We start from the raw sequence: 20,613 nt of genomic DNA, 5'->3' as shown, positions 1-20,613 counted from the left end.
GTCGACCGACCCCCGAGGAGCACCGTGGCCCGCCGCCGAGACCCCGTCGTCCGGCGCGGTCTCCGTCACGTGGGGCGCTCCGTCGTCGAGCAGCCGGGCATGTTCAGCCTGGCCGTCGCCGCCAGCAGCGTCTACGGCGCCATGACCGTCGCGAGCGCCTACGTCATCGGCGAGATCACCGACCGGGTGCTGCTCCCGTCCTTCGCTGAGGGGGCGACGACGGCCGCCGCGCTGACCCTGGCGTCCGTGGCGATCATCGGGGTGGCGCTGCTGAAGATCGTCGGCATCCTCGGCCGTCGGCTCTTTGCCGGGATCATGAGCTACCGGCTGCAGGCCGACTACCGCCGCCGGGTCACCCGCCAGTATCTGCGGCTGCCGCTGTCCTGGCACCAGCGCCACCCGACGGGCCAGCTGCTGTCCAACGCCAACTCCGACGTCGAGGCCGCCTGGTTCTTCGTCGCGCCGCTGCCCTTCGCCGTCGGCGCACTGGTGATGATCGCGATCACCGTGGTCGCGCTGGTCCTCACCGACCCGCTGATCGCCCTCGTCGGCCTCGTCGTCTTCCCGCTGGTCTTCGTCGTCAACGTCGTCTACTCGCAGGTCATGTCGCCGCGGATGCAGCGGGCCCAGCAGCTGCGCGCCGAGGTCAGCGAGATCGCGCACGAGAGCTTCGACGCGGCGCTGGTCGTGAAGACGCTCGGCCGGGAGGCCGCGGAGACCGATCGCTTTCGGGCTCGCGCCGAAGAGCTGCGGGACGGTCTGGTCGCCGTCGGCCGGGTCCGTGGCCTGTTCGACCCGATGATGGAGGCGCTGCCCAATCTCGGCACGCTGGCCGTGCTGCTGATCGGGGCGGGCCGGGTCGCCGACGGCAGCACCGACGCCGGCAGCCTCGTCTCCATCGCCTACCTGTTCACCCTCCTGGCGCTGCCCATCCGCGCCATCGGCTGGGTGCTTGCCGACCTGCCCCGGGCGCTGGCCGGATTCGACCGGGTCACGCCGGTGCTGGAGGCGACGGGGGAGACCCCGTACGGGCCCGACCTGGCAGTGGCCGTGGGCGCCGGGGCCGCGCTCGGGGTGGAGGGCGTGGACTTCGCCTTCTCCGACGCCGCCTCCCCGACGCTGCGCGGAGTCACCTTCGACGTGCCGGCCGGCACCACGGTGGCCGTCGTCGGTCCGACCGGCTCGGGCAAGTCCACCCTGGCCGGGCTACTGGTCCGCCTGGTCGACCCCGCCGACGGCACGGTGCTCATCGACGGCGTGGACCTGCGCCGGCTGCGGGAGGGCGAGGTCAGCGGCCAGGCCGCCTTCGTCGCGCAGGGCACGTTCCTCTTCGACGACACCGTGCGCGGCAACGTCACCCTCGGCGCTCCGTTCTCCGATGACGAGGTCTGGGCCGCCCTGCGGGTGGCCGCGGCGGACCGCTTCGTCGCGGCGCTGCCCGAGGGCCTCGACACCCGGGTCGGCGAGCGCGGGGCGACGTTGTCGGGCGGCCAGCGACAGCGGCTCGCGCTCGCCCGCGCCGTCGTCCGCCGACCGCGGCTGCTCGTGCTGGACGACGCCACGAGCGCGGTCGACCCGTCGATCGAGGCGCACATCCTCGACGCGCTGCGGGGCGGGGACGACCCGGCGACCGTGGTCGTGGTCGCCTACCGGCAGGCCACGATCGCCCTGGCCGACGAGGTGGTGTGGCTCGAGCGGGGGCAGGTGCTCGCGCGCGGCAGCCACGAGCAACTGCTCGCCGAGGTCCCCGGCTACGCGGCCCTGGTCCGCGCCTACTCGCAGGCGGAGGTGGCCGTATGAGCGAGCCCGTGCTGCCCGCGGACCACCGACGCGAGGGCGCGTTCGCCACCCTGCGCCGGGGTCTGCGGATGATGCCGGAGTTCCGCCGCGGGCTGCCGCTCACCTTCGCGCTCGCGCTGCTGGCCACCGCGGGGCGGGTGGTCGTGCCGATCGCCGTCCAGCAGGTCATCGACCGCGGGCTCGCGGCTCCCGGCGGCCCCGACATGGGTCTGGTCACCCGGCTCGTCCTGCTCTGCGCCGTCGTCGTGCTGATCACCGCCGTCGCGGTCTACCGCATGAACGTGCGCCTCTTCCGCACCACGGAGACCGCGCTGGCCCGGCTGCGGGTCCGCGCGTTCCGTCACGTCCACGACCTCTCGGTGCTGCACCAGCAGGGGGAGCGGCGGGGATCTCTGGTCTCCCGCGTCACCAGCGACGTCGACCAGCTCTCCACCTTCATGCAGTGGGGCGGGGTGCTCGGCCTGGTCAGCGTCGGCCAGCTCGTCGTGGCCACGGTGGTCATGTCCCTCTACTCGTGGCAGCTCACGCTGCTGGTCCTGGTCTGCTTCGTCCCGCTGGCGATCGCCGTCCGCTGGTTCGCCCAGCGTCTGGCTACCGCCTACGGCGTCGTCCGGGAGCGGGTCGGGGACGTCCTGGGGGCCGTCGCGGAGTCCGTCGTCGGCGCGCCCACGGTGCGCGCGTACGGCGTCGGTGGCCGGACGGCGGCCCGCATCGACGCCGCGATCGACCGGCAGTACCGAGCGCAGGTCGACGCCCAGAAGGTCACCGCGGCCGTCTTCGTCAGCGGAGAGTTCGTGGCCGCGATCGCCAACGCGGCGGTGGTCGTCGTCGGCGTGCTGCTGGGGCTGGCGGGGGAGATCTCGGTCGGGACCCTGGTGGCGTTCCTCTTCCTGGTCACGCTCTTCGTCGCACCGGTGCAGACCGCCAGTGAGGTGCTCAACGAGGCCCAGAACGCCGTCGCCGGCTTCCGCCGCGTGCTCGACGTCATCGACACCGAGCCCGACGTCCGGGACCCGGAGGTCGCCGACCCGGAGCGGGTGCGCGACCTGCCCTCCGGGCCGCTGGGCGTTCGCTTCGACGACGTCTCGTTCCGCTACACCCCGGGGGCGCGCCTCGCCCTCGACCACGTCGCGCTCACCATCGAGCCCCGGCAGCGGGTGGCGATCGTGGGGGAGACCGGCTCCGGGAAGACCACGTTCGCCAAGCTGGTCACCCGACTGATGGACCCCGAAGAGGGGCGGGTGCTGCTCGGGTCGGACGCCGGGGGCTGGGTGCCGCTGGAGGAGGTCGCCTTCTCGTCGCTGCGCGGGCGGGTGGTGATGGTGCCGCAGGACGGCTTCCTGTTCGACGCGACCGTGGCCGACAACGTCCGCTACGGACGCCCCGGGATGACCGACGCGGACGTCACCGCCGCCTTCGACGACCTCGGGCTGGAGGCCTGGGTCGCCGGCCTCGCCGACGGCGTACGGACGCCGGTCGGGCAGCGCGGGGAGTCGCTGTCCTCCGGGGAGCGGCAGCTGGTCGCGGTCGCCCGCGCCTACGTGGCCGATCCCGACCTGCTGGTGCTCGACGAGGCCACCAGCGCGGTCGACCCGGCCACCGAGCAGCGGCTGACCCGTGCCCTGGACCGGTTGACCGACGGCCGGACCACACTGACGATCGCGCACCGGTTGTCCACCGCCGAACGGGCCGACGAGGTGCTCGTCGTCGACGCCGGCCGGGTCGTGCAGCGCGGCACGCACGCGGAGCTGGTGGACGCCGACGGCCCGTACGCCCGGCTGCACGCCTCCTGGCGGCGTTCCTCGGCGGGAAGCCCGGCTCCGGCCGCCTGACGCTCTACGCTGCGCGCGTGCACCCTGCCGCCGGCCCGACCCGCCGGAGGCCGCCCGCCCCGGCGATCGCCGCCGCCGTCCTCGGCCTGCTGAGCGCGTCCGTGCCGGCGATCTTCCTCCTGGCGGCCATCGCCTTCTCGGGCGGGCGTGTCGAGGGCAACGCCTGGCTGCTGATCGCCGTGCCGGTCCTCCTGGTGCTCGGGCTGCTCGTCGGTGGGGTGCTGCTGCTGGCCGGCCGGTCGTGGTCGGTGCTCGCGGTCACCGCCGGCGTGCTCGCCGCGTTGCTCGTCTACGGGCAGGCAGTGGGTGGCTGGGGCGCCGGTGCGTTCGGCGTCCTCACCCTCCTGTTTCCGCTGATCACCACCGTGCTCGCGGTTCTGCCCCGGGTCCGCGCCTGGGTCACCGCGCGGCGGGTCGCTCGATAGGTGGCACTCCGGCTGACCCGCAGTTCCGCGTCCTAGGCTCGAACCATGCCGTCGTCCGCCTCGCGCAGCCGTGCACCGGCGCGGCGCTCACCGCGGCCCGCCCCCCGCGTCGTCGCGGCGCCGGCGGCGGAACGACCCCTCCTCGTCCCGTTCGCCGCCTTCTTCGGGCTGGTGGTCGCCGCCGAGGACGTCTACCTGGCCTGGCTGATGTGGACGCCGGAGATCGGCTGGGACTGGTTCATGGCCGGTCCGTTGCTGCTCGCCGTGCTCGCGGTGGCGGGATCGGCGCTGGTGTTCACCGGGCGTTCCCGGGGCTGGGTCGTGCTGGCGGTCGGGGCCGTGCTGCCGCTGGCCGCCCTGGTGGGGCTCGCGGCGTTCTTCGTCGCCCTCGGCGGGGGCGAGGCGCTGTGGTCGGTGGTGCTCCTGGCCGTGGGTCCGCTGGGCTGCCTGCTCCTGACCGTCCGGCGGCCCGTCCGTGAGTGGACGCGGGCGCGTCGCCCGCCGGAGGGACGGCGAAAGCCCGCACGTTCCCGCTAGCGTCGCTCCCGTGACCAGCAACGAGCCCGGCCGCATGGAGACAGACGTCGTCGTCGTGGGGGCGGGGCTCGCCGGCCTGGTGGCCACCGCGGAGCTCGCCGACGCCGGCAAGCGCGTCATCCTGCTGGAGCAGGAACCCGAGGCCTCCCTCGGCGGACAGGCCTGGTGGAGCTTCGGGGGGCTCTTCCTCGTCGACTCGCCGGAGCAGCGGCGGCTGCGGGTGCACGACTCCCTGGAGCTCGCCCGCCAGGACTGGTTCGGCACGGCTGATTTCGACCGCGACTCCGATCACTGGCCACGGCAGTGGGCCGAGGCCTACCTGCAGTTCGCCGCGGGGGAGAAGCGGGCCTGGCTCAAGGAGCAGGGCATCGGCTTCTTCCCGATCGTCGGCTGGGCCGAGCGCGGCGGGTACACCGCCACCGGACACGGCAACTCCGTGCCCCGCTTCCACATCGTGTGGGGCACGGGCCCGGCCATCGTCGAGCCGTTCGCCCGCCGCGTGCGCGCCGCCGTCGAGGCCGGCCGGGTGCAACTGCGCTTCCGGCACCGCGTCTCCGAGCTGGTCGTGACCGGGGATGCGGTGACCGGGGTGCGTGGCGCCGTGCTGGAGAGCAGCGGGGTGGCCCGCGGCGAGGCGAGCTCGCGCACCGAGGTCGGGGACTTCGAGATCACCGCGCAGGCCGTCGTCGTGACCGCCGGCGGGATCGGCGGCAACCACGAGCTGGTCCGCAAGAACTGGCCGGCCCGGCTCGGTCCGGCTCCGCAGCGGTTGCTCTCGGGCGTGCCCGCGCACGTCGACGGCCGCATGCTCCAGGCCACCGAGGCCGCCGGCGCCAGCGTGGTCAACAGCGACCGCATGTGGCACTACACGGAAGGCATCGCCAACCACTCACCGGTGTGGGACAAGCACGGCATCCGCATCCTGCCGGGCCCCTCGTCGATGTGGTTCGACGCCACCGGCAGGAGGCTGCCGGTGCCACTGTTCCCCGGCTTCGACACCCTGGGGACCCTCGCCCACATCGGGACGACCGGTTACGAGCACACCTGGTTCGTCGCGACCCACAAGATCGTGGAGAAGGAGTTCGGGCTGTCGGGCTCCGAGCAGAATCCCGACCTCACCGGCAGGGACGTCCGGCTGCTCGCGACACGGGTGCAGGCCGGCGTGGCCGCCCCTGTCCAGGCATTCCTGGACAAGGGCGAGGACTTCGTCGTCGCCGCCACACTGCCGGAACTCGTCGCCGGGATGAACCGGATCACCGGCGGGACGCCGGAGCTGGACCTCGCGCAGATCGAGCGGGAGATCGTGGCCCGCGACCGGGAGATCGCCCACCCCTTCACCAAGGACCTGCAGGTCACCGCCATCCGGGGCGCCCGCAACTACATCGGCGACAAGCTCATCCGGGTGGCCCCGCCGCACCGGATCCTGGACCCGGAGGCCGGCCCGCTGATCGCCGTCCGGCTGAACCTGATCACCCGCAAGACCCTCGGTGGACTCGAGACCGACCTGTCCGGCCGGGTCCTCCGGCCGGGCGGCCAGGTGTTCCCCGGTCTCTACGCGGCGGGGGAGATCGCCGGCTTCGGTGGCGGCGGCATGCACGGCTACCGGGCCCTGGAGGGCACCTTCCTCGGCGGGTGCCTGTTCTCCGGCCGGGTGGCCGGCCGTGCCGCGGCGGCCGCCCTGTGAGCGGACAGGGGCGTGAGCATCGCAGCGAGGAACGAGTGAGGAGCGGAGCGCCCCACGGGAGCGAACGGGAGACACGGTGACGGGCGCCAACTGGGGGCCGCCGGCCCCGAGCCCGTGGGCCGATCCGGCCACGCCCACCGAGCAGGGCGCGCCCTACGCCGGCCCGCCCGCGACGACCCAGCCGTATCCCGGGGCCTACGGCTACCCGGCCGCCTACCACCCGGCGCCGCAGTGGGGGCCGCCGGCTCCATGGGGGCCGGTCCCGCCGCGGCCCCCGCAGCGCCCCGGCCAGCTCATCACCGCCGCCGTGCTGGCTCTCGCCCAGGCCGTCGTGACCCTGATCGCCTCCCTGTACCTCTGGTTCATCGCCTCGATCGCGGACCTCGCCGCCGCCGGGGCCGACGGTGTGCCCTCCCCGGCCGCGGTGGACGCGCTGGCCACCGAGGGCACCGTGCTCGCGGTCGTCCAGGTGCTGGCGGCGGTCGTGCTCGCCGGCGGCGGCGTCTGGGCACTGAACACCCGCCGCCGGGGCGCGTGGCGGCTGCTGGTGGCGGCCCTCGCCGCCCAGGTCCTCCTCGCCGGGTACTGGGCCGTCCGGCTGCTGTCGGAGATCGGCGCGTTCGGCTCCGAGGGGGCGATCGCGTCCTTCTCGCTGTTCTTCGCCGCCGGCCCGCTGGTGGGTCTGGGCATGCTGCTCGTCGGCCCCGGCCGGCGCTGGTTCGGCAGCACTCGGCAGGCCTGACCGCCGGGCACGGCAGACTGGGAGCATGTCCGCCGTTCCCGCCGACCCTCAGCTGGCCCCCGAGGTCGCCGCCCTGCTCCGCCGCGACCCGGCGGGGCTGGTGGCCGCCATCGTCCAGCAGCACGACACCGGCGAGGTGCTCATGCTCGCGTGGATGGACGACGAGGCGCTCCGGCGCACCCTGACCACCGGACGGGGGACCTACTGGTCCCGCAGTCGCGGGGAGTACTGGGTGAAGGGCGAGACCTCCGGCAACCGTCAATGGGTGCGCGAGGTGCGGGTGGACTGCGACGGCGACGCGCTGCTCGTGCTCGTGGACCAGGAGGGCGCGGCCTGCCACACCGGCGAGCGCAGCTGCTTCTTCCGCTCGCTGCCCGCGGTGGAGGGGACCGCACCATGAGGTTCGGCGTCACCGTCCCCTCCCGTGAGGAGTTCGCGGCCCTGGAGCAGCCGGTCGTGCCGGTCGCCCGCAAGCTGCTGGCCGACGGCGAGACCGCCGTCGGCATCTATCGCAAGCTGGCCGGCAACCGGCCCGGCACGGTGCTGCTGGAGTCCGCCGAGCAGGGCAAGCGCTGGGCGCGGTACAGCTTCGTCGGCGTCCGCAGCGCCGGGGTGCTCACCGAGCGGGACGGCGTCACCCAGTGGTTGGGGGAGGAGGTGCCGAATCTCACCGACGACCTGCCGACCGATCCACTCGCCGCCGTCCGCACCCTCGCCCGTCGCTTCCGCTCGCCGCGGAACCCCGGCCTGCCGCCGCTGACCGGCGGACTGGTGGGCTACCTCGGGTACGACGTCGTCCGGCGGCTGGAGCGGTTGCCGCAGATCAGTGCCGACGACCTCGGGATGCCCGAGCTGGCGATGATGCTCGTGACCGACCTCGCGGTCCTCGACCACACGGACGGCTCGGTGCTGCTCATCGCCAACGCGTTGCGCGGAGCGACCAGGGGATACGAGGACGCCGTCGCCCGCCTCGACGCCATGGCCGCGGACCTGACCAAGGCCGTGCCGCACGGGGTCGCCGTGCTGGAGCGGGCCGACGCGCCACCGGTGCAGAGCAATCTGCGGCCGGGGGCGTACGAGGACGGCGTCGAGCGGATCCGCGAGCACATCCGCGCCGGGGACGCCTTCCAGGTGGTGCTGGCCCAGCGGTTCGAGCTCGCCACCGACGTCGAGGCGCTCGACCTCTACCGGGTGCTGCGGGCCACGAACCCCTCGCCCTACATGTACCTGCTGCGCTTCGCCGGACGGGAGAGCCCCTTCGACATCGTCGGGTCGTCACCCGAGGCGCTCGTGACGGTCACCGGGACGGCGGCGGTCGTGCACCCGCCGGCCGGAACCCGGCCGCGTGGCGCCACCCCCGAGGAGGACGTGCGCCTGGCCGAGGGCCTCCTGGCCGACCCGAAGGAGCGCGCCGAGCACGTGATGCTGGTCGATCTCGCGCGCAACGACCTGGGGCGGGTGTGCGTCCCGGGGACCGTCGAGGTCCCCGACTTCATGCGGGTCGAGCACTACAGCCACGTCATGCACCTGGTCTCCACGGTGACCGGGGAGGTGGCCCCCGACCACGACGCGCTCGACGTCTTCGATGCCACGTTCCCGGCGGGCACCGTCTCGGGGGCACCCAAGCCGCGGGCCATGGAGATCATCGAGTCGCTGGAGCCGACCCGCCGGGCGCTGTACGCCGGAACCGTCGGGTACGTCGACGCCAGCGGCGACATGGACATGGCGATCGCGATCCGCACGGCGGTCCTCCATCAGGGACGGGCGTACGTGCAGGCCGGCGCCGGCGTCGTCGCCGACAGCGACCCGGCCACCGAGGAGGCCGAGACCCGCCACAAGGCACGCGCCGTGCTGTCGGCGATCGCGACGGCGGAAGGCCTGCGGGAGCTGCCGTGAGCGATGGTCCCTCCGGCTCCACCGCCCGCCGTGAGCTCACCGCCGCGGTGGTCGGTGCCGCGGTCGCCGGTGGGCTGGGGCTGACCGCCGGGGGCCGGACGTGGGCCGGGTACATCGTCGAACGCCCGGCCCCGCTGCCGCCGATCGAGGGCGCGCTGTCCGGTACCGACGCCGCGCCGCTCGTGCCGGCGGCCGGGCTCGTCCTGCTGGCGGCCGCCGTCGCGCTGCTCGCCGTCCGCGGCGCCGCCCGGGTGGTGGTCGGCCTGCTCGTCGCCGCGGCCGGCGGGGTGCTCGCCTGGTCGGGGCTGCGCGCCCTCAGCTCGGGGATCGCACCCGACGACGTGGGCGGGTGGGTCGGCGAGGTGGCCGTCGGCGGCCCCACGGCCTGGCCGGCGCTGGCCGCGGTCGCCGGCGCCCTGGCCGTGGCCGCGGGGATCCTCGTGGTGCTCCGGGGCCGGAACTGGCCGGCCATGGGACGGCGGTACGAGCGGGGGCCGGGTGCGCCGACCGGCCCCGCCGGGCCCGCGCCGAACCGCCCGGAGACCGACGAGGACCGCGCCCAGGCGGCCTGGAAGGCCCTCGATCGGGGCGAGGACCCCACGGCGTAGCGGAACCGTCCGAGGCCGGTGAACCTGCCCCCTGCCGAGGCGGGGAGGTCGACCCTTCTACAGTGGGTCCACCCAACCGCACGCTGAGGGGACGTCCTGGTGCGACATCCGGAGGACCGCGTGAGTAGCCGCCCTGCGGTGTCGGCAGGTGCGCAGCCGTGAACGTGCTCGACGAGATCGTCGCCGGCGTCCGTGCCGACCTCGCCGCCCGCGAGGCGCTCACCCCGCTGGCCGAGGTGAAGGCCGCGGCGCTCGACGCCCGCCCGGCGATGGACGCCCTCGCCGCGCTCCGCGCCCCCGGGGTGGGCGTGATCGCGGAGGTGAAACGGCGCAGTCCCTCCAAGGGCGACCTCGCCGCGATCGCCGACCCCGCGCAGCTGGCCGTCCAGTACGCCGCCGGCGGCGCCCGGGTGATCAGCGTCCTCACGGAGCGGCGCCGGTTCGGCGGCTCGCAGGCCGACCTCGATGCGGTCCGCGCGGTGGTGGAGGTCCCCGTGCTCTGCAAGGACTTCATCGTCACCAGCTACCAGGTGCACGAGGCTCGCGCCCACGGTGCCGACGTCGTCCTCCTGATCGTCGCCGCGCTCGAGCAGAACGCGCTGGTCGGTCTCCTCGAGCGGGTCGAGTCCCTCGGGATGACGGCGCTGGTCGAGGTGCACACCGAGGCCGAGGCCGACCGCGCCATGGACGCCGGCGCCTCGGTCATCGGCGTCAACGCCCGCGACCTCACCACGCTCCAGGTCGACCGCTCGACCTTCGAGAAGATCGCCCCCGGCCTGCCCTCCGGGGTGGTGAAGGTGGCCGAGTCCGGCGTCCGTGGGCCGCACGACCTGATCAGTTACGCCGCGGCCGGGGCCGACGCCGTGCTCGTCGGGGAGGGTCTGGTCACCGCGGGCGACGCGCGCCAGGCCGTCGCGGACCTGGTGACGGCGGGGGCGCACCCCGCCACCCCGCGCACGACGCGCTGACCCCGCCCGGTCAGCTCGTCCTGCCGGCGTCGCCCAGGTCCTCGCGCGTCACCACCGCCGCGACCCGTCCCAAGCGGGCGCGGGTGCGCTCCTCCAGCTGGTCCACGATCACCGACGAGCCGAGGAACCGCGCCCCGCAGTCCAGAACCAGCGCCGCACCAGGGAGCAGCCAGCGCGGCGACGACCTCCTGAAGCGCAGCGGCATCCCGGAACACCCGCCAGATGTCGGCCTGCCCGTCCGACCAGCGGAAGGTGGCGAGCACTGCCTCGCGTCCCGTCTCGATCACGGACGGACCGTAGTGCGACCGCCGCGGCCGGCCAACGCGCTGCCCCTGGGCTCCCTGGAGGGGCCCGCCCCGGCCCCGCCCAGAGGCTCGTCCCGAGCTAGCGAGGGAAGAGGAGGACGGGGTCCTTCTTCGGTGGGGGGCAGGGAGGTCCTTACGCTGATCCCATGACCACCAGCTCAGTGCGACCGTCCGGGGAACGTCTCCTACCGGCGCGCCCGGGCTGGCCCGACGCCACCGGCCACTTCGGCATCTTCGGCGGGCGGTTCGTGCCGGAAGCGCTGATCGCCGCGCTCGACGATCTGACGGAGGCCTACGAGGCGATGCGGGTGGACCCGGCCTTCCTCACCGAGTTCGACCGGCTCCAGCGTGACTACACCGGCCGGCCCAGTCCCCTCACCGAGGTGCCGAAGTTCGCCGAGCACGCCGGGGGCGTCCGCATCCTGCTCAAGCGCGAGGACCTCAACCACACCGGCTCGCACAAGATCAACAACGTTCTCGGCCAGGCGCTCCTGACCAAGCGGATCGGCAAGTCGCGGGTCATCGCGGAGACCGGGGCCGGCCAGCACGGCGTCGCGACGGCCACCGCCGCGGCCCTGATGGGCCTGTCGTGCACCGTCTACATGGGCGAGGAGGACACCCGGCGGCAGGCGCTCAACGTCGCCCGCATGCGGCTGCTGGGCGCCGAGGTCATCCCGGTGACCACCGGCTCCCGGACCCTCAAGGACGCCATCAACGAGGCGTTCCGCGACTGGGTCACCAACGTCGAGACGACGAACTACGTCTTCGGCACCGTGGCCGGACCGCATCCGTTCCCGGCGATGGTCCGTGACTTCCAGCGGGTGATCGGTGACGAGGCCCGCGCGCAGGTGCTGGAGCGGGAGGGCCGACTGCCCGACGCCGTCCTGGCCTGCGTCGGCGGCGGGTCCAACGCGATCGGGATCTTCACCGCGTTCGTGCCCGACGACGGTGTGCGGCTGGTCGGACTCGAGGCCGGCGGCGACGGCGTCGACACGGGCCGACACGCGGCGACGATCACCGGCGGCTCGCCCGGTGTGCTGCACGGCGCCCGGTCCTACCTGCTGCAGGACGACAACGGCCAGACGATCGAGTCGCACTCGATCAGCGCCGGCCTGGACTACCCCGGTGTCGGACCCGAGCACTCCTACCTGCACGACATCGGCCGTGCCGAGTACCGGGCTGTCACCGACGCGGAGGCCATGGAGGCCTTCGCGCTGCTCTGCCGGACCGAGGGCATCATCCCGGCGATCGAGTCCGCCCACGCCCTCGCCGGGGCGATCTCCCTGGGCAAGGAGCTGGGGTCGCGCGGGGCTGGTGGGCGGGGAGACGAGCCTCCGCTGCTGCTGGTGAACCTCTCCGGCCGCGGCGACAAGGACGTCGAGACGGCGTCGCGCTGGTTCGGGCTCGGCGACCACCAGGAGGTCGACCCCGGACCCGGACTGGATACCGACCAGAACCCCACCGAGGGCGCGGTCAGCAACGACGAGGCCGTGGCCGGCCAGGACGCCGGGGAAACGGCATGAGCGCACTGGCGAACCGCATCGCCGCCGCAAGGGCCGAGGACCGGGCCGCGCTGATCGCCTACCTCCCGGTCGGCTACCCGAGCGTCGAGGACTCGATCGCAGCGATGGTGGCCGCCGTCGAGGGTGGCGCGGACGTGATCGAGATCGGGGTCCCCTACAGCGACCCCGGCATGGACGGCCCGGTGATCCAGCAGGCCGTGGACGCCGCCGTCCGGGCCGGCGTGGGCATGCGGGACGTGCTGAAGGCGGTGACCGCGGTCGCGGATGCCGGCGCCGTCCCCGTGGTCATGAGCTACTGGAACCCGATCGAGCGCTACGGCGTCGAGCGGTTCGCCGCCGATCTCGCCGCCGCCGGAGGAGCGGGGGCCATCACGCCCGACCTGATCCCCGACGAGGCGGCCGACTGGCTGGCGGCCTCGGAGGAGCACGGCCTCGACCGGGTCTTCCTCGTCGCGCCGTCGTCCACCGACGCCCGCCTGCGCTCGACCGCCGCGGCCTGCCGGGGCTTCGTGTACGCGGCCTCGACCATGGGTGTGACCGGCACCCGCGCCACCGTCGGTGATGCGGCCGAGAAGCTGGTCGCCCGGACCCGTGCGGCCGCCCCCGATCTCGCCGTCTGCGTCGGGCTGGGGGTCTCGAACGGCGACCAGGCCGCCGAGGTCGCCGTCTTCGCAGACGGGGTCATCGTCGGCTCGGCCTACGTGCGCGAGCTGCTGGAGGGCCGTGGCCCCGAGGGCGTCCGCACCCTGTCCAAGGATCTGGCGTCGGGGGTCCGCGCGTGAACGTCCTGGCGTCCATCCCGAGCCCGAGCGAGAGCGTGTGGGAGCTCGGCCCGTTCCCGCTGCGGGCGTACGCGCTGTGCATCATCGCCGGGATCGTCGCGGCCGTGCTGATGACCGAGAAGCGCTGGGTCGCCCGTGGGGGGGCACCCGGCGACGTCCTGGACATCGCCGTCTGGGCCGTGCCGTTCGGGATCATCGGCGGCCGGATCTACCACGTGATCTCCAGTCCTCGCGCGTACTTCGGCGAGGGAGGCGACCCGATGCGGGCCTTCGCCATCTGGGAGGGAGGCCTCGGCATCTGGGGAGCGATCACCCTCGGCGGGGTGGGCGCCTGGATCGCCTGCAGGCAGCGGGGTATCCCGTTGCCTGCGTTCGCCGACGCGCTGGCGCCCGGCCTGCTCGTCGCGCAGGCGATCGGCCGGCTGGGCAACTGGTTCAACCAGGAGCTGTTCGGTGGGCCGACGACCCTGCCCTGGGGACTCGAGATCGCCCCGGAGCACCGACCGGCCGAGTACCTGGACGTCGCGACGTTCCACCCGACGTTCCTCTACGAGATGCTGTGGAACCTCGCGGCCGCGGCGTTCGTCATCTGGGCCGATCGCCGGTTCCGTCTCGGTCACGGTCGGGCGTTCGCGCTCTACGTGGTCTCCTACTGCGCGGGACGCCTGTGGATCGAGCTGCTGCGCACCGACCCGGCCGAGACGTTCTTCGGCATCCGGCTCAACGTCTTCACCTCGGTCGTGGTCGGTCTGCTGGCCGTGGCCTACTTCGTCTGGCAGCGCGGGAAGCCTCGCGAGGTGATCCACCGGCAGAACCAGGACGACGCCCTGCCCGCCGACGCCGGCCCCGCCGGTAGCACGCGAGCGACGCCCGCAGGCGACGATGAGCACCGACCCGCAGAGCCCGGCTGACCGCTCACGCAGGTTGCGTCGGCCAGGTACCGCAGCGATCCTGTCGACGCGCCGCAACGCCGGTTCGTGCGAGACGGGCCGGTGTTACGGCTGTGTACCCTTCGCTCAGACCCGCTGGCGATCCTGGCCGGGTCGTCACCGTCGGAACCGGGCCAGCGTCGCCCCGCGGACGACAGTCCGTCGGTCACCCCGCCGACGGGCCCAGCCTCGGCGGCCGGGACCCATGTTGCTCCCGGCAGTCGGCTCTCCGCAGTGCTGCCTGTTTCGCCGCCCATGACCACCGGCCCCGGGCCCCCGTGCCCCCCACCCGTGCGCCTCGCTCGAGGACGTGGGTGGCCGCCGACGACGGGAGTGACATGCCCGACCTCACCGCCCCCGCCGCTGCCGGCGTTCGCGCCTCGCGCGGAACGGCCGTCCCCTTCTCCGCCGTACCGGCCAAGTCCGGCCTGTACGACCCGGCGCACGACAAGGACGCCTGCGGCGTCGCCTTCGTGGCCGACGCCCGTGGCCGTCGCTCGCGCGCGATCGTGGCCCAGGGCCTGACCGCGCTGCACAATCTGGACCACCGCGGCGCCGCCGGCTCCGAACCCAACTCCGGTGACGGCGCGGGCATCCTCACCCAGGTCCCCGACGCGCTCCTGCGGGCCAGCGTCGACTTCGACCTGCCGCCGCTGGGCGAGTACTCCGTCGGCATCGCGTTCCTGCCCACCGACGAGGACGAGCGCGCGGCCCGCGTCGCCGACGTCGCCCGGCTGGCCCAGGAGGAGGGCCTGACGGTCCTCGGCTGGCGCGACGTGCCGGTCGACCCGGACGGTGCCGACCTGGGGCCGACCGCCCGCGCGGTCATGCCGCACTTCGCCCAGCTGTTCGTCGCGGAGACGATGGGCGCCCGTGCCGACGAGCGGGCCTTCGGCGGCAACGTCGCCCCGAACGGGGTCACCCGGCTGGAGCGGCGTTCGTTCGTCCTGCGCAAGCGCGCCGAGCGGGCCGCCGTCGAGGCCGGCAGCTCGCTCTACGTCACTTCGCTGTCGTCGCGGACGATCACCTACAAGGGCATGCTGACCACCGACCAGCTGCCGCTGTTCTTCCCCGACCTGCGCGACGAGCGCTACGAGTCGGCGATCGCCCTGGTGCACAGCCGGTTCTCGACCAACACCTTCCCCAGCTGGCCGCTGGCCCACCCGTTCCGCTTCATCGCGCACAACGGCGAGATCAACACGATCAAGGGCAACCGCAACCGCATGCGGGCCCGCGAGGCGAAGCTGGAGACCGACCTCTTCGACGGTCCTGCCGGCCCCGCGTCGGAGCTGGGACTGGACCGGATCTTCCCGGTCACTGCCAGCGACTTCAGCGACTCGGCGACCTTCGACGAGGTGCTCGAGCTGCTGCACCTGTCGGGGCGGTCGCTGCCGCACGCGGTGCTCATGATGATCCCGGAGGCGTGGGAGAACCACGACGAGATGGACCCGGCCCGCCGGGCCTTCTACCGGTTCCACTCCTCGATCATGGAGCCCTGGGACGGGCCGGCGGCGGTCTGCTTCACCGACGGCACCCTGATCGGCGCCGTCCTCGACCGCAACGGCCTGCGCCCGGGCCGCTGGTGGCACACCAAGGACGACCTGGTGGTCCTCGCCAGCGAGGTCGGCGTGCTCGACATCCCGGCGGCCGACGTCGTCGCCAAGGGCCGGCTGCAGCCGGGGCGGATGTTCCTCGTCGACACCGCCTCCGGGAAGATCGTCTCCGACGAGGACGTCAAGGGCGCCCTGGCCGGCGAGCACCCCTACGAGGACTGGCTGCACGCGGGCCTGGTGCACCTGCCGTCCCTTCCCGAGCGGCGGCGCTCGCGACCCAGCCACGAGTCCGTCGTCCGTAGGCAGATGCTCTTCGGCTACACCGAGGAGGAGCTGCGGGTCCTGGTGACCCCGATGGCCTCGTCCGGTGCCGAGCCGATCGGGTCCATGGGCACCGACACCCCGGTGGCCGCGCTGTCGGACCGGTCCCGCCTGCTCTACGACTACTTCGGCCAGCTCTTCGCGCAGGTCACCAACCCGCCGCTGGACGCCATCCGCGAGGAGCTGGTGACCAGCCTGGGGCGCACCTTCGGCCCCGAGCAGAACCTGCTGCACGCCATGCCGGCCTCCTGCCGGCAGGTGTTCCTGCCGTACCCGGTCATCGACAACGACGAGCTGGCCAAGATCCTGCACATCGACGACGACGGTGACCTGCCCGGCTACGCCGCCGTCCGGATCACCGGCCACTTCGACGTCAACGGCGGCGGGGCGGCGCTGGCCGAGGCGGTCGAGCAGCTGCGGACCAAGGTGTCCAAGGCGATCGCCGCCGGGGCGCGGATCATCGTGCTGTCCGACCGGGACTGCGACGAGAAGCGGGCCCCGATTCCCTCGCTGCTGATGACGGCGGCCGTCCACCACCACCTGGTGCGCGAGAAGACCCGCATGGAGGTCGGTCTCGTCGTCGAGTCCGGCGACTGTCGCGAGGTGCACCACGTGGCGCTGCTGCTCGGCTACGGCGCCGCGGCGGTCAACCCGTACCTGGCCTTCGAGTCGATCGAGGACCTCATCCGCGACGGCGCGCTCACCGGGGTGGAGCCGGCGCAGGCCGTGCGGAACATGGTCAAGGCGCTGGGCAAGGGCGTCCTGAAGGTCATGAGCAAGATGGGCATCAGCACCGTCGGCTCGTACACGATGGCGCAGATCTTCGAGGCCGTCGGGCTGTCCCAGGATGTCGTCGACGAGTACTTCACCGGCACCTCGTGCCCGCTCGGTGGCGTCGGCATCGACGTCCTGGCCGAGGAGGTGGCCATGCGCCACCGCCGGGCCTATCCGGAGAACCCGACCGAGCGGGCGCACCGACGGCTGGAGACCGGTGGCGAGTACCAGTGGCGTCGCGAGGGCGAGGTGCACCTGTTCAACCCCGAGACGGTGTTCCTGCTCCAGCACAGCACCCGCGCGCGGCAGTACGACGTCTTCGAGAAGTACACGCAGACGGTCGACCAGCTGTCGGAGGAGGCCGCGACGCTGCGCGGGCTGTTCGCGCTCAGGACCGGCGTCCGGCCGCCCGTGCCGCTCGACGAGGTGGAGCCGGCCAGCGAGATCGTGAAGCGGTTCAACACCGGCGCGATGAGCTACGGCTCGATCTCGCAGGAGGCCCACCAGACCCTGGCCATCGCCATGAACCGCCTCGGCGGCCGGTCCAACACCGGTGAGGGCGGCGAGGACCCCGACCGCTTCACGCCCGACCCGAACGGCGACCTGCGCCGCTCGGCGATCAAGCAGGTCGCCAGCGGGCGCTTCGGCGTCACCAGCGAGTACCTGGTCAACGCCGACGACATCCAGATCAAGATGGCGCAGGGCGCCAAGCCCGGCGAGGGCGGCCAGCTGCCCGGCAGCAAGGTGTACCCCTGGGTGGCCCGGACGCGGCACTCGACGCCGGGTGTCGGGCTGATCAGCCCTCCGCCGCACCACGACATCTACTCGATCGAGGACCTCAAGCAGCTCATCCACGACCTCAAGAACGCCAACGACGAGGCGCGGGTGCACGTCAAGCTGGTGTCCGAGGTCGGGGTCGGCACGGTCGCGGCGGGGGTGAGCAAGGCCCACGCCGACGTCGTCCTGATCTCCGGGCACGACGGCGGCACCGGCGCCGCGCCGCTCACCTCGCTCAAGCACGCCGGCTCGCCGTGGGAGCTCGGCCTGGCCGAGACCCAGCAGACGCTGCTGGCCAACGGCCTGCGCGACCGCATCGTGGTGCAGGTCGACGGTCAGATGAAGACCGGTCGTGACGTGATCGTCGCGGCGCTGCTGGGGGCCGAGGAGTTCGGCTTCGCGACCGCGCCGCTGGTGGTGTCCGGCTGCATCATGATGCGCGTCTGCCACCTGGACACCTGCCCTGTCGGCGTCGCGACGCAGAACCCCGAGCTGCGCAAGCGGTTCACCGGTCAGCCGGAGTTCGTGGTCACCTTCTTCGAGTTCCTGGCCGAGCAGGTCCGGCAGTACCTGGCCGAGCTGGGCTTCCGCTCGATCGACGAGGCCGTCGGACACGCCGAGCTGCTCGACACCCGCAAGGCCGTGGGCCACTGGAAGGCCCAAGGGCTGGACCTCTCACCGATGCTGGTCGTGCCCGAGCTGCCCGAGGGTGCGCCGCTGCGGCAGGTGAAGCCGCAGGACCACGGGTTGGACATCGCGCTGGACCAGACCCTGATCCAGCTCTGCGAGGGTGCGCTGCTCGACGCGCGGCCGGTCAGCCTCGAGCTGCCGGTGCGCAACGTCAACCGCACCGTCGGCACGATGCTCGGCTCGATGGTCACCCGCCGCTTCGGTGGCGAGGGGCTGCCCGACGGCACCATCGACCTGACGTTCGGTGGGTCGGCCGGCCAGTCGTTCGGCGCATTCCTGCCGCGCGGGATCACCATGCGGCTGTTCGGGGACGCCAACGACTACGTCGGCAAGGGGCTCTCCGGGGGGCGGATCGTCGTGCGGCCCGCCCGCGAGGCGCCGTTCGCCGCCGAGGACAACGTCATCGCCGGCAACGTCATCGGCTACGGAGCCACGGGCGGCGAGATCTTCCTCCGCGGGCGGGTCGGGGAGCGGTTCTGCGTGCGCAACTCGGGCGCGCTGGCCGTCGTCGAAGGCGCCGGCGACCACGCGCTGGAGTACATGACCGGCGGCCGGGCGGTGATCCTCGGCTCGACCGGGCGGAACATCGCCGCGGGCATGTCCGGCGGCATCGGGTACGTCCTCGACCTCGCCCGGCACCGCGTGAACAGCGAGATGGTGGACATCGAGCCGCTGGACGTCGAGTCCGCGCAGTGGCTGCGCGACGTCCTGGTCCGCTACGCCACCGAGACCGAGTCGACGGTGGCGCACGCGCTGCTGGCCGACTGGGGGCGGTGGTCCGAGCAGTTCAGCGTGATCATGCCGCGCGACTACCGTCGCGCGCTCGACGCCCAGCGGATGGCCGAGGCCAACGGAACCGATGTGGATCTTGCAGTGATGGAGGCGGCACGTGGCTGACTCGACTGGTTTCCTCAAGTACGAGCGGGAGCTGCCGCCGCGCCGGCCGGTCGACGTCCGGATCATGGATTGGAAGGACGTCTACCTCTCCCGGCAGAACGGCGAGGACGCCGTCTTCCCCGTCGCCGAGGTCCGCAAGCAGGCCGCACGCTGCATGGACTGCGGCATCCCGTTCTGCCACCACGCCTGTCCGGTGGCGAACCTGATCCCGGAGTGGAACGACCTGGCCCGCCGGGACGACTGGCAGGAGGCGATCGAGCGGCTGCACGCGACCAACAACTTCCCGGAGTTCACCGGCAAGCTGTGCCCCGCCCCGTGCGAGGGCTCCTGCGTGCTGAACCTGCAGGAGTCGCCGGTCACGATCAAGCAGATCGAGTGGGAGATCATCGACCGCGCCTTCGAGGAGGGGTGGGTCCAGCCGCAGACGCCGGCGGAGCGCACGGGCAAGAAGGTCGCCGTCGTCGGCTCGGGCCCGGCCGGCCTGGCCGCCGCCCAGCAGCTCACCCGGGCCGGGCACGACGTGACCGTCTACGAGCGGGCCGACCGGATCGGCGGGCTGCTCCGCTACGGCATCCCCGAGTTCAAGATGGAGAAGGCCGTCCTGGACCGCCGGCTGGACCAGATGCGCGCCGAGGGCACGCGGTTCGTGACCGGCGTCGAGGTCGGCGGTAGCAGGGACGGGGACCTGTCCACCGAGCAGCTGCGCGGGGAGCACGACGCAGTCGTCCTCGCCGGCGGGGCGACCATCGGTCGCGATCTCCCCGCGCCGGGACGGGAGCTGGCCGGCATCCACCTGGCGATGGAGTACCTGCCCTACGGGAACCTGCAGGCGCTCGGCGAGCTCGACGACCCGCCGATCAACGCCCGCGGCAAGCACGTCGTGATCATCGGTGGTGGTGACACCGGCGCCGACTGCCTCGGCACCGCCCACCGGCAGGGGGCCGCGTCGGTGACCCAGCTGGAGATCATGCCGGCCCCGCCGGCGCGGCGCGCCCAGGAGACCAACCCGTGGCCGACCTATCCGATGATCATGCGCGTCTCCAGCGCGCACGAGGAAGGTGGCGAACGGCTGTACTCGGTCAACACGGAGCGGTTCCTGGATGACGGGAACGGCGCCGTGCGCGCGCTCCTCCTCCACGAGGTGGAGCGGGTGGACGGCCGGTTCCAGAAGGTCGAGGGCACCGAGCGGGAACTGCGCGCCGACCTGGTCTTCCTGGCCATGGGCTTCACCGGGGCGCAGCGCGAGGGGCTCGTCGACGCCCTCGGCGTCGAGGTGGACGGACGCGGCAACGTGGCCAGGGACGAGGAGTTCATGGCGACCGTGCCGGGGGTGTTCGTCGCCGGCGACATCGGCCGTGGGCAGTCGCTGATCGTCTGGGCCATCGCCGAGGGCCGTGCCGCGGCGGCGGCCGCGGACAGGTGGCTCACGGGGAACTCCATGCTCCCGGCGCCGGTGACCCCGACGACGGTGGCCCTCCGCTGAAACATCGCGCTCCTCCGGACCGCACGCGGCCAGCAGCCGTCCTCCGGTCCGGAGGAGCGAGTCCATCCCGCCTGCGCGGAACCCTCC

16 protein-coding genes are annotated in these 20,613 nt (G+C 73.3%); 15 read left to right on the top strand and 1 reads right to left on the bottom strand.

The window, feature by feature from the left end; all coding sequences use genetic code 11:
- The first annotated feature begins 24 nt into the window (after positions 1-24).
- From CHB94_RS03890 to trpC, 10 genes are all read left to right on the top strand, one after another.
- Entirely contained in the window at positions 25-1,800 is a 1,776-nt protein-coding gene (locus tag CHB94_RS03890; protein ID WP_089335280.1) for an ABC transporter ATP-binding protein, read from the top strand.
- Complete coding sequence (locus CHB94_RS03885; RefSeq protein WP_089335279.1) at positions 1,797-3,632, top strand: ABC transporter ATP-binding protein; 1,836 nt, start codon at positions 1,797-1,799, stop codon at positions 3,630-3,632. Before CHB94_RS03890 ends, CHB94_RS03885 begins: the two co-directional genes overlap by 4 nt.
- A 17-nt stretch (positions 3,633-3,649) precedes the next feature.
- Entirely contained in the window at positions 3,650-4,057 is a 408-nt protein-coding gene (locus CHB94_RS03880) for a hypothetical protein (protein ID WP_089335278.1), read from the top strand.
- Positions 4,058-4,102: 45 nt separating this feature from the next.
- Positions 4,103-4,594: a hypothetical protein gene (locus CHB94_RS03875; protein WP_089335277.1), complete on the top strand. Its 492-nt coding sequence runs from the start codon at positions 4,103-4,105 to the stop codon at positions 4,592-4,594.
- A gap of 10 nt (positions 4,595-4,604) precedes the next feature.
- Positions 4,605-6,278, top strand: coding sequence for an FAD-binding dehydrogenase (locus CHB94_RS03870; protein ID WP_303395976.1), 1,674 nt, complete (start codon positions 4,605-4,607; stop codon positions 6,276-6,278).
- A 76-nt stretch (positions 6,279-6,354) separates the two neighbouring features.
- Complete coding sequence (locus tag CHB94_RS03865) at positions 6,355-7,020, top strand: hypothetical protein (RefSeq protein ID WP_089335275.1); 666 nt, start codon at positions 6,355-6,357, stop codon at positions 7,018-7,020.
- Positions 7,021-7,045: 25 nt separating this feature from the next.
- Complete coding sequence (hisI, locus tag CHB94_RS03860; protein ID WP_089335274.1) at positions 7,046-7,420, top strand: phosphoribosyl-AMP cyclohydrolase; 375 nt, start codon at positions 7,046-7,048, stop codon at positions 7,418-7,420.
- On the top strand, positions 7,417-8,916 hold the full coding sequence (locus tag CHB94_RS03855; RefSeq protein WP_089335273.1) for an anthranilate synthase component I: 1,500 nt from the start codon (positions 7,417-7,419) through the stop codon (positions 8,914-8,916). The genes hisI and CHB94_RS03855 overlap by 4 nt, the downstream gene beginning before the upstream one ends.
- Positions 8,913-9,524 (top strand): Trp biosynthesis-associated membrane protein, encoded by a 612-nt coding sequence (locus CHB94_RS03850; RefSeq protein ID WP_089335272.1) that lies wholly within the window; start codon positions 8,913-8,915, stop codon positions 9,522-9,524. The genes CHB94_RS03855 and CHB94_RS03850 overlap by 4 nt, the downstream gene beginning before the upstream one ends.
- A 158-nt stretch (positions 9,525-9,682) precedes the next feature.
- The gene (gene trpC, locus CHB94_RS03845) at positions 9,683-10,492 is read left to right on the top strand and encodes an indole-3-glycerol phosphate synthase TrpC (protein WP_089335271.1); all 810 of its coding nucleotides are present in this window, start codon (positions 9,683-9,685) and stop codon (positions 10,490-10,492) included.
- A 10-nt stretch (positions 10,493-10,502) separates the two neighbouring features.
- On the opposite strand, the gene CHB94_RS03840 is transcribed toward trpC, so the two are convergent.
- Positions 10,503-10,697, bottom strand: coding sequence for a hypothetical protein (locus CHB94_RS03840; protein ID WP_089335270.1), 195 nt, complete (start codon positions 10,695-10,697; stop codon positions 10,503-10,505).
- A 246-nt stretch (positions 10,698-10,943) separates the two neighbouring features.
- On the opposite strand from CHB94_RS03840, the gene trpB reads away from it, so the two are divergent.
- The 5 genes from trpB (at position 10,944) to CHB94_RS03815 (ending at position 20,526) form a co-directional block, all read left to right on the top strand.
- Positions 10,944-12,320: a tryptophan synthase subunit beta gene (gene trpB / locus CHB94_RS03835; RefSeq protein WP_089335269.1), complete on the top strand. Its 1,377-nt coding sequence runs from the start codon at positions 10,944-10,946 to the stop codon at positions 12,318-12,320.
- Entirely contained in the window at positions 12,317-13,102 is a 786-nt protein-coding gene (gene trpA, locus CHB94_RS03830; RefSeq protein WP_089335268.1) for a tryptophan synthase subunit alpha, read from the top strand. The genes trpB and trpA overlap by 4 nt, the downstream gene beginning before the upstream one ends.
- Positions 13,099-14,013 (top strand): prolipoprotein diacylglyceryl transferase, encoded by a 915-nt coding sequence (lgt, locus tag CHB94_RS03825; RefSeq protein WP_089335267.1) that lies wholly within the window; start codon positions 13,099-13,101, stop codon positions 14,011-14,013. The genes trpA and lgt overlap by 4 nt, the downstream gene beginning before the upstream one ends.
- Positions 14,014-14,345: 332 nt before the next feature.
- A complete protein-coding gene (gene gltB / locus CHB94_RS03820; protein ID WP_254920377.1) occupies positions 14,346-19,043 on the top strand; it encodes a glutamate synthase large subunit in 4,698 nt (1,565 codons plus the stop codon).
- The gene (locus tag CHB94_RS03815) at positions 19,036-20,526 is read left to right on the top strand and encodes a glutamate synthase subunit beta (protein WP_089335266.1); all 1,491 of its coding nucleotides are present in this window, start codon (positions 19,036-19,038) and stop codon (positions 20,524-20,526) included. The genes gltB and CHB94_RS03815 overlap by 8 nt, the downstream gene beginning before the upstream one ends.
- Positions 20,527-20,613 lie beyond the last annotated feature (87 nt).

The organism is Blastococcus mobilis (assembly GCF_900188025.1).
Taxonomy (GTDB): domain Bacteria; phylum Actinomycetota; class Actinomycetes; order Mycobacteriales; family Geodermatophilaceae; genus Blastococcus_B; species Blastococcus_B mobilis.
Note: the sequence above shows the minus strand (reverse complement) of the source record. Positions and strands in the feature narration are given on the sequence as shown.